8 protein-coding genes are annotated in these 8868 nt (G+C 34.1%); 2 read left to right on the top strand and 6 right to left on the bottom strand.

Annotated elements, in window-relative coordinates:
* Positions 1-84: 84 nt before the first annotated feature.
* Positions 85-1227, bottom strand: a complete 1143-nt coding sequence (locus ABS764_RS07570) for an acyl-CoA dehydrogenase family protein (RefSeq protein WP_408081197.1) — start codon at positions 1225-1227, stop codon at positions 85-87.
* A 15-nt stretch (positions 1228-1242) separates the two neighbouring features.
* Positions 1243-2145, bottom strand: coding sequence for a ComEA family DNA-binding protein (locus ABS764_RS07565; RefSeq protein WP_408081185.1), 903 nt, complete (start codon positions 2143-2145; stop codon positions 1243-1245).
* A gap of 125 nt (positions 2146-2270) precedes the next feature.
* Here ABS764_RS07565 and ABS764_RS07560 point away from each other — a divergent pair, with 125 nt between their 5' ends.
* Positions 2271-3917, top strand: coding sequence for an amino acid permease (locus tag ABS764_RS07560; RefSeq protein WP_408081184.1), 1647 nt, complete (start codon positions 2271-2273; stop codon positions 3915-3917).
* 49 nt (positions 3918-3966) lie between these two features.
* On the opposite strand, the gene ABS764_RS07555 is transcribed toward ABS764_RS07560, so the two are convergent.
* From ABS764_RS07555 to ABS764_RS07540, 4 genes are all read right to left on the bottom strand, one after another.
* Positions 3967-4194, bottom strand: a complete 228-nt coding sequence (locus ABS764_RS07555) for a PspC domain-containing protein (protein WP_408081182.1) — start codon at positions 4192-4194, stop codon at positions 3967-3969.
* A gap of 58 nt (positions 4195-4252) precedes the next feature.
* Entirely contained in the window at positions 4253-5524 is a 1272-nt protein-coding gene (locus tag ABS764_RS07550) for a DUF2851 family protein (protein WP_408081181.1), read from the bottom strand.
* Between the two features lie 71 nt (positions 5525-5595).
* A complete protein-coding gene (locus ABS764_RS07545) occupies positions 5596-6078 on the bottom strand; it encodes a 3'-5' exonuclease (RefSeq protein WP_408081180.1) in 483 nt (160 codons plus the stop codon).
* Between the two features lie 10 nt (positions 6079-6088).
* Entirely contained in the window at positions 6089-8035 is a 1947-nt protein-coding gene (locus ABS764_RS07540) for a putative porin (protein ID WP_408081179.1), read from the bottom strand.
* Positions 8036-8208: 173 nt separating this feature from the next.
* Here ABS764_RS07540 and ABS764_RS07535 point away from each other — a divergent pair, with 173 nt between their 5' ends.
* Positions 8209-8868: a ribonuclease HII gene (locus tag ABS764_RS07535; RefSeq protein ID WP_408081178.1), complete on the top strand. Its 660-nt coding sequence runs from the start codon at positions 8209-8211 to the stop codon at positions 8866-8868.

Below are 8868 nucleotides of genomic sequence, written 5' to 3'. Positions count from 1 at the left end.
TCTATATTCTATATTCTATATTCTATATTCTATATTCTATATTCTATATTCTATATTCTATATTCTATATTCTATATCAAAAACTTATCCTTTCAACAAATTCCTAGAAATAACCACCTTCTGAATTTCGGTAGTCCCTTCCCCTATAGTACATAGTTTCGAATCACGATAAAATTTCTCCACCGGATAATCCTTAGTATAACCGTAACCACCATGAATCTGTACAGCTTCATTTGCTACTTTTACACATACTTCCGAAGCATACATTTTAGCCATTGCACCGGCAGTTGTCACAGGACGATGTTGCTCTTTCAGGAAAGCCGCTTTATGTAAAAGCAATTCTGAAGCTTCGATTTCAGTAGCCATATCAACTAATTTAAATGAAATCCCCTGAAATTCAGCAATAGCTTTTCCGAACTGATGTCTTTCTTTTGAATATTTTAAAGCTGCTTCATAAGCTCCTTTTGCAATCCCCAGGGACAACGCACCAATAGAAATCCGTCCGCCATCCAGAATTTTCATTGCCTGAATAAAACCTTCGCCTACTTCGCCCAGTCTGTTAGCATCCGGAATTCGGCAATTATCAAAAATAAGTTCTGCAGTTTCACTGGCACGCATTCCTAATTTATTTTCTTTTTTCCCTGAAGAAAATCCAGCCATTCCTTTTTCAAATACAAAAGCAGTCATCCCCCTGGAATCTCCTTTTTCTCCGGTACGAACAATTACAACAGCAACATCTCCGGATATAGCATGAGTGATAAAATTTTTAGCTCCGTTGACAACCCAGTAATCACCATCTTTTTTTGCGGTAGTATTCATCCCGGCAGCATCTGAACCCGTATTATGCTCCGTAAGCCCCCAGGCGCCAATATGTTCTCCCGTAGCCAATTTAGGAAGCCATTTCTTCTTTTGTTCTTCATTACCAAAAGTTAAAATATGATTTGTACACAATGAATTATGTGCTGCAACAGACAAACCTACAGAAGGGTCTACTTTGGAAATTTCTTCTATGATAGTAATATACTCATGATAACCTAAACCGGAACCTCCCAGTGCTTCCGGAACTAAAACCCCCATGAAGCCCATCTCTCCTAATTTTTTAAACAAAGGAACCGGAAATACCTGATTCTCATCCCATTCCATTACAAAGGGTCTTATATTTTTTTCAGCAAAATCTTTTATAGATTGAGCAATCATACTTTGTGTTTCACTGTAATCAAAGTGCATCATTATGGCTATTTTTTAAAAGTCCAAATATAAGGCTATAATATTAGCATTTTCATTAGACATTCCTTTAATTTTTGTTAAATCACCCGCATTTTTTATATCGCCGTTCATGCTTCTGTAAATAACAATTTCCCTTGCCAAATTATATTTAAAATAAGGAAACTGCGCTAATTCCTTTATTGAAGCATTATTAATATGTATTTTCTTCAAATCAGGAAGTACACTAACTTTAAAATTAGCTTTCAATTGCTCCACCACTTCCGGTGACAATCCCCACACATCCTTCATTTGTTCCATAGAAACAAAGCCTCTTAAACTTTCTTTAAATTTTAAAATTCGGAGCGAAATCGCCTCTCCAATTCCATAAATCCGGATTAAATCTTCCTGAGTAGCCTGATTAATATCCTTAACAACTATATTTGCTTTTTTCGGAAAACGTTCTGAAGCTGTATTCAAAAAAACCACAGGTTTCGACAGCTTTTTTTTATTTACCCAATCAGGAAATTTAAAATAAGGAGCCATAGTCAGCAATAAAGAATCTGAAACCCCTGTTACAGCCTGAAATTCTTCTGCAGAATTCACATATTTATTTTTTTTTCTGAAAGCAAACAACCGATCGATTTCTACTACAGACATCCCAAGTTTATACCCTTTATAATCAGTAATAAAATTAGGATTAAAAGGATAGATCTTAACCAGCTGTTTTTTTTGCTGAAATTTTAAGGAATCCATCTTAGAATTTAGTGAGAGCCATTTTTGTTGCTGCAAATCAATATCAGAAGTCCGATTAAAATCAGTAAAAAAAAGAACAAGCTGTAGTACAGCAATAATCAGGAAAAGACTAAAAATTCCTTTTTGTTGCTGTTTTGAAAACTGAAAATAAGTATTATTCGTTTTTAAAGCCATTCTTACATTCATACAATATGACAGAAGCTAAAAGTATAAATAATTTTAACCATTTGTATCTAATTTAAAAACATAATTATTGTTTTTTCATAAAAAACTATACTTTTGAAAATATTATAACCTAAAACAACAAAACCATGTCTATCTGGAAAAGAAAACCATTAAGCCAACTTTTAGCCGAAGCCGAAGATTCTGAAAAAGGACTAAAAAAGACATTAACCGCTTCAGGACTTGTTGCACTAGGCGTAGGTGCTATTATTGGTGCAGGATTATTTTCTATAACAGGTCTGGCAGCTTCTGTAAATGCCGGTCCAGCAATAAGTATTTCTTTCCTTATAGCCGCTTTTGGCTGTATTTTTGCCGGTCTTTGTTATGCTGAATTTTCCTCAATGATTCCTGTTGCCGGTAGCGCCTACACTTATTCATTTGCAACAATGGGAGAATTTATTGCATGGATAATTGGTTGGGATTTAGTATTAGAATATGCTGTAGGAGCGGCAACTGTATCCATAAGCTGGTCACGCTACTTAGGTAAATTTCTCGGGACATTTGGTATCCATATTGATGATAATCTGATGCTTTCTCCTTTCGAAGGGGGCATTATCAATCTTCCGGCGGTATTTATTGTGATGCTCATGTCATTAATTTTGATACGCGGAACGCGGGAATCGGCTTTTGTAAATAATATTATTGTTTTATTAAAAGTTTCTGTTGTACTGACTTTTATTGCTGTGGGATGGCAATACATCAAACCCGAAAATTACACTCCTTACATTCCTGAAAATACTGGAAAATTTGGTGAATTTGGTTTCTCAGGAATTATCAGGGCTGCCGCAATAGTATTCTTTGCTTATATAGGTTTTGATGCTGTTTCAACAGCTGCGCAAGAAGCCAAAAATCCAAAAAGAGATATGCCTATCGGTATTTTATTATCACTAGCTATCTGTACCATCCTTTACATATTATTTGCTCATGTTATGACCGGTGTAGTAAACTATCAGGCATTTGCTGGAAAAGACGGTATTGCACCCGTTGCAATTGCTGTAGAAGCAATGGGACCTGTTGGTGCAAATGGAATGATAACTCCTGCTTACCCTTGGCTGAACAATGCTATTTTATTAGCTATTTTAGCAGGTTATTCGTCAGTAATTCTTGTTCTTTTAATGGGACAAAGCCGTGTGTTTTTCTCTATGAGTAAAGATGGTCTGATTCCAAAAATATTTTCAGATGTTCATGATAAATTTAGAACTCCGGCTAAAAACAACTTATTATTTATGGTTATTGTAAGCGTTTTTGCTGCTTTCATACCTGCAAGAGTTGTGGGCGAAATGACAAGTATTGGTACTTTATTTGCCTTTATACTGGTTTGCCTTGGCGTGTTGATTATGCGTAAGAAAATGCCTGAAGCTCCCCGAGCCTTCCGAACACCATTTGTTCCTTTCGTACCCATTGCCGGTGTGTTCGTTTGTTTGTTTATGATGGTATTTCTACCGTTGGATACCTGGATCAGGCTTATTGTCTGGATGATGATAGGTTTTGATTTGTACATTTTCTACGGAATGAAAAACAGTGCATTAAATAAAGGACAATTCAGTTTAAAAAATCAGAAGACGGTTGCCGGATCAGGACTAGGAATGGTAATCATACTCATTATTATTGCTTTTATACACCACAGTGATCCCACTTTAAATGATGTATATTTATTTTATTTCTCATTAGCATTTGCTATAATTCATGCTTTTGTGTATGGATACAGCTTTAAAAAAAGTAAAATAACACAATAGTTAAGATACATTAAAAAAGGCATTCTGAATATTCAGAATGCCTTTTTTATCATAAATCAAACACTGAGGTTCGTTTAGAACGGATTAAATCTTTCAGCCTTATCCAAAAAGCCAGCGTTAAATAAACACCAAATCCTAAACCCACCGTAACAAACGAAATATAAATAAAAAACAAACGAACATTAGTAACCCGCATTCCTAATTTATCAGCAAGACGTGAAGAAACCTGAAATCCGTATTTTTCGAAAAAAAACTTAAGTTTTACAATTGCTGACATTTTATTTATTTCTTTTATTATGGAGTAAATTTACTAATTATAATTTCAAATACCCAAACTAACTATCCTTCAACAATTCCGTACCTATTGCGCAATTCAGACATTTACCAAAAGTACAGTACTCATTCTTCAGCTGAAGCAAAGATTGTGTTTCAAAACAATTAGTTGCTTTTATGCCAAAAAAAGTAAACTTATCAATAACGGCATTCTTTTCCGGTGCGACCTTAGCTAACATCGCTATTAGGTCTTCGGTTACTTCTTTCCCCAAACTCTTAGCATAAGAAAACTGCAAAGGAATAATGGTATTAATCAGTAATAAATCAACAAATGATTTTGACATTTTTTTTATTTTAACCGGACTTACTTTGTCAAACTGATAATGATTTTCCCAATAACAGGAAGTTGATATACGGAATAGTTGATGCACTTCTTCTACAGCATATACGTTTATAATTTTTGAAAATAAATTATGCTGTTTATGGTATAAATGAGCCAATTGTGAAAGCCGGATAGTTGGAAAATTATCCGGACGATGTTTAAAAAACTGAACATTTCCTTCGTTACCGGAATCCAACTGATATTTATGCAACAAATAAAAATATCTGAATTTTAAATCCCTGAAATAAGCATCTTCTTTATCGGAGTCTAACAAACCGGCTTTTCCCATTAAAAGTGCTTCGAGATTTTCAACTTCAAAACTTTCTTTCCTGATGATCGAAAAAGGAATTGACCGGGCTATCTTCAGAAAAACTTCACCATTTGTATTAAGTCCGAAGTTTTTGGCCAGCATACAAAACAAAACAGCTTCCCAGTCGTTATTTGTTTCCAGTAACAAATCATAGATCGCTTTTGATTTTCGTTCCAATCTTTCAAAAAACAAACGTTCCTGCCAGTTTTTCAAAACAAAATTATCAAAATCTTTTAACTGCTTTTCGCAAAAAATCCATGTTTTGGGGGCAACCAGCTGTTGGTAATTATCTAAAATTTCTTTATCCACGTAGTTCCTGAGTTCTAAAACAGGAATTTCGGTATTATTTTTTCTGAAAACTTCAGTATCATGTTCCCAGACTACATGCAGAATAACATTATCATAAGCGGCATCTTTTTCATGATGATGCACATACCAATCGGAAGATTTAAGATGAATTTCTACATTTCCGGCCCATTTTTGGTTTGCGACGGTTATTTGCGCATTAAAAAAATCAGGTCCTGACTGCTCCAGATACTGACCAACATTTGTAATAACAATTGTATCACCACCGGTGGTTTTTAAATCAAAGCTATTCCATTTTTTATATTTCCATAAATAATGCAGAAATTCTTCTTTCATGGCAAAGATTTAAAATTAAAAATCTAATTTAATGAAAAAACTTACGCAAAAAACTTTTGAAATAAAATAATCTATCGCATTAAATACAGTTGGGCACAGGCTCTGGCATCGGACAAGGCTTCATGATGATTTAATGTAATATTCATTGCCCGGCAACAATCACTTAATTTAGTAGGCTTTAAACCTTTGGACTTGTATATCCTTACTGTGCATTCCCACCTTGGAGCAATATTCAATGTGGCATAATCTAAACCGTAATATGCCATAGATTTAGCCAAAACATTCCGGTCAAAACTTTCATTATGCGCTACTATGGTCCTGTTTTGAAGTCTTTTTTGAATTTCAGGAAACACTTCCAGAAAATTTTTAGCGCGGGCAGTATCGCTTGGATAAATACCATGCACCTGAATAGTGAATGCTGAATATAAATTATCAGGAGGCTGAATTAAAGTAACAAACTCATCAACCACAATACCGTTTTCAACCGTAACGATTCCTACTGAACAGGGATGAAAGGCAGTTGCGGTTTCAAAATCGATAGCGGTAAAGGTCATGGAAAAGAAATTAATTAAAGAAATTCCAGATTAAACCAAAACGAATACTCATATCTCTATAAGGATTATTAGGTGTTGCATAATAATTATTACCGGTATATCCGGCATTAAAATGTTCTGCTTTTAAATAAATTCTGGTTCTTTGAATTTTTGCATTAATAAAAAAGTCAAGATTAGGGTAATTTCCAATTTTCTTGTCCTGCTGAACAAAAAATTCACCTATAACCGGATTGTATTCATTAGCGAAATAATTAGTGAAATAATTCAACGTGATTCCAGCCTGAAGAAACAAGGCTTTGTCAAAGAAATAATTTGTAAAATAAATAGTATTACGACTTACTACTTCAGGCACATTTAAAATAGCTTCCTGCTGATCTGTTTTTTGATACAATATCGTATTGTTCAAAGCAAATTTCCCAAAAGTAAGTTCCTTACTCAGTTTTAGAGAAAGGTATTTAATTGTCCCGCCAAACTGATTAGGGGTAACAATCTGTTGTGAAGGATCAGTAGCTGAATTTTCAAAATACAGATAATCCGTTAAAGCTGATATTTGCAGTGAAGCATCAAACCAAGGTGTAACAGCTTCTCCACTGATCACATTGATTTTCTCATTCTTAAAATTGTTTGACCAGTTATAATTCACATAATTACTTTGGAACAAATTATAATTATCATTAGGTAATTTATTTAAATTCTGGTATCCAAAAACAAACTGAAAATCATCATTTAAATTATAATTTAACTTAGCATCCAGATTAGACAAAGACTGATTAGTAATGGCTCTTGAAAGCAAAAATTTTCCGTGCCATTTGTTTTTCCAATATTCGTATTGCCCGCCTACACTATTTATCTGACGTGATAAAGTGGCAGGAATTACACCGTCATCCTGTATTAAAATACGTCCGTAATAAAAATTACTGCGAAAATCATCTATAAAAAACTGAAACTTCCCCAGTATGGGATTCTCATACACTACACCTGCTTTGTTATACATTTTATTATAATGAGTCTGATCTTTAAGATCAGACGTTACAATAGCATTACCAAATCTGATTACCGACTGTGTACCTACAGCTGAAAGTATGGTAGGCTGATAGTATTCAAAAAATTTATTTTCGTAATTGAACTGATGTGTCACATATAGATTATTATTTCCTTCTGTGGGATTGATTCTGAAAATATGATCAGCGAAAATACGTTTGGCTTTGAAAAAAGATTCGGCATCAGTTAAATACACCTGCAAACGCTGTCTGTTTTTAAAATCAGGATCTTCACTTTCAAAGTTTTCAATTGTTGTAATCCCTCCATTTTCTTCATGTAAAGCATCCTGCCCTGTAAAATGAGCATTCAGAAAATAACGTTTTCCGGTATCATTATAACTCGTTGTGAACCTGAAACTTCCGGTACTCACTAACTGATTTATATATTTTCCTTCAGAACGTAATCCTTTATAAGCTATAGAAAAATTAAGATTTGGAGAAACGTTTACTGCAAAAAACGAATCTACCGAATGTCCTTTTCCTAAAATTGATTTAAAATACAATTCGGTCACAGGAGTAGCAACTGAGCTATATCTAATTTGGTTTGCTTCCAGAAAATTAAATTGTTTAGCCTTAAAACCCATTTCAGGATAAGGAGATATTTCTGTTAAACTGTATTGAAGTTTATTATAAGCCTGCCCTTCATTTGGCAAAGCCAATAAACCAAAAAGATCTCTGCGAAGATAATTATGACTGTATTCCCGCTCAATAGTAAGCGAAGTATCCAGATAAGTAGTATCCCTTTCTAAAGTAATAAAACGGTACATATCCATAGTAGCTACTTTGGTTGTATCCTTGTCATTAGCTCCTTTTAAACGGTCCGAAAAAGATCTTTTAGGTTCTTCTCCTCTTGAATCATTTTGAGAGAACAACAGCGTAGGTACTATTAAAAAATATAAAAAAAAGAGAATTCTCATTCGGAACAAATATATAATTGGGCGTTTCTTTTCAAAATAATAACGGAGCAAAGGTAATCGATAAAAACGTATAAAAAAACATCTTCCTCGCCACTTCTTTCTTTGTAAATGTTAGAATAACGAACAATTATATTAAAAATTTTATAATCTTTGCTGTTCAAAAACAGTTCTGTATGCTTGCCCCTAATTTTTCTACACTGATTATTGAAGCAGGAACCGATGAAGCGGGTCGTGGTTGTCTGGCTGGTCCTGTAACTGCTGCTGCTATAATCCTGCCGTTGGATTTTGAAAACAGATTATTAAATGACAGTAAACAATTATCTGAAAAACAGAGAGAGAACTTACGTCCCGTAATCGAAGAACAGGCGCTGAGCTTTGCTGTCACTCATTTATTTCCTGATGAAATTGACGAAATCAATATTCTGAATGCATCAATGAAAGGCATGCAGGAATCAATTTTAAAATTAAATCTGGTACCTCAATTCATTATTGTAGATGGAAACAGAAATTTAAATGCAAAACTAGGGCTTAAAAACACTACCGGAAAACAGTTTACAACAGCAGAAATAGATCTATTAAAATCAATTCCGAATCAAAGTATTATAAAAGGAGATGCTAAATATTTAAGTATTGCCGCTGCATCTGTTTTGGCAAAAACTTATCGGGATGAGTATATGAACCAAATTCACGAAGAATTTCCAATGTACAACTGGAAAAAAAACAAAGGTTACCCAACCAAAGAACACCGGGATGCAATTCGAAAATACGGCACAACGAAATACCACAGAATGAGTTTCAGGTTATTGCCGGAACAATTGAGCCTGGAATTTTAA

It is taken from the genome of Flavobacterium plantiphilum (assembly GCF_046000495.1).
GTDB lineage: Bacteria > Bacteroidota > Bacteroidia > Flavobacteriales > Flavobacteriaceae > Flavobacterium > Flavobacterium plantiphilum.
This window is presented reverse-complemented; position numbering and strand designations above follow the sequence as displayed.

Excerpts from the sequence above, each read along its gene's own strand:
- ABS764_RS07570 (WP_408081197.1), bottom strand. The coding sequence starts at position 1,227 with ATGCACTTTGATTACAGTGAAACACAAAGTATGATTGCTCAATCTATA.
- ABS764_RS07565 (WP_408081185.1), bottom strand. The coding sequence starts at position 2,145 with ATGAATGTAAGAATGGCTTTAAAAACGAATAATACTTATTTTCAGTTT.
- ABS764_RS07560 (WP_408081184.1), top strand. The coding sequence starts at position 2,271 with ATGTCTATCTGGAAAAGAAAACCATTAAGCCAACTTTTAGCCGAAGCC.
- ABS764_RS07555 (WP_408081182.1), bottom strand. The coding sequence starts at position 4,194 with ATGTCAGCAATTGTAAAACTTAAGTTTTTTTTCGAAAAATACGGATTT.
- ABS764_RS07550 (WP_408081181.1), bottom strand. The coding sequence starts at position 5,524 with ATGAAAGAAGAATTTCTGCATTATTTATGGAAATATAAAAAATGGAAT.
- ABS764_RS07545 (WP_408081180.1), bottom strand. The coding sequence starts at position 6,078 with ATGACCTTTACCGCTATCGATTTTGAAACCGCAACTGCCTTTCATCCC.
- ABS764_RS07540 (WP_408081179.1), bottom strand. The coding sequence starts at position 8,035 with ATGAGAATTCTCTTTTTTTTATATTTTTTAATAGTACCTACGCTGTTG.
- ABS764_RS07535 (WP_408081178.1), top strand. The coding sequence starts at position 8,209 with ATGCTTGCCCCTAATTTTTCTACACTGATTATTGAAGCAGGAACCGAT.